At 65.2% G+C, this 850-nt stretch carries 1 protein-coding gene; it reads left to right on the top strand.

The window, feature by feature from the left end:
• Positions 1 to 816, top strand: an 816-nt coding sequence (locus tag ACEQFP_RS17495) for a Tn3 family transposase (protein ID WP_032226893.1), incomplete at its 5' end; no start/stop codon positions are given.
• Positions 817 to 850: the final 34 nt, after the last annotated feature.

The following is an 850-nucleotide window of genomic DNA, read 5'->3' as shown; positions in this document are numbered from 1 at the left end:
CCGTTCAGCACCCGCGTGGTGAATGTCGGCGTCCGCGATTCCACCTATGTGCTCGACGGCCTGCTGTACCACGAGTCCGACCTGCGGATCGAGGAGCACTACACCGACACGGCCGGCTTCACCGATCACGTCTTTGCCCTGATGCACCTGCTAGGCTTCCGCTTCGCGCCGCGCATCCGCGACCTCGGCGAAACCAAGCTGTACGTGCCGCAGGGCGTGCAAGCCTACCCGACGTTGCGCCCGCTGATCGGCGGCACCCTGAACATCAAGCACGTGCGTGCCCACTGGGACGACATCCTGCGCCTGGCCAGCTCGATCAAGCAGGGCACCGTCACCGCCTCGCTGATGCTGCGCAAGCTCGGCAGCTACCCGCGCCAGAACGGACTGGCCGTGGCCCTGCGCGAGCTGGGCCGGATCGAGCGCACGCTGTTCATCCTGGACTGGCTGCAAAGTGTTGAACTGCGCCGCCGCGTGCATGCCGGCCTGAACAAAGGTGAGGCGCGCAACTCGCTGGCCAGGGCGGTGTTCTTCAACCGCCTTGGGGAAATCAGGGATCGGAGCTTCGAGCAGCAGCGCTACCGGGCCAGCGGCCTCAACCTGGTGACGGCGGCTATCGTGCTGTGGAACACGGTGTACCTGGAACGCGCCACCCAGGGGTTGGTCGAGGCCGGCAAGCCGGTGGACGGCGAGCTGCTGCAATTCCTGTCGCCGCTGGGCTGGGAGCACATCAACCTAACCGGCGATTACGTCTGGCGGCAGAGCCGCAGACTGGAAGACGGGAAGTTTCGGCCCTTACGGATGCCCGGAAAACCTTAGCGTACGATTTTTTCCGAATTCTGCGGGCTCCCCT

The organism is Edwardsiella sp. A.80236 (assembly GCF_044540725.1).
Classification (GTDB): Bacteria; Pseudomonadota; Gammaproteobacteria; order Enterobacterales; family Enterobacteriaceae; genus Edwardsiella; species Edwardsiella tarda.
This window is presented reverse-complemented; position numbering and strand designations above follow the sequence as displayed.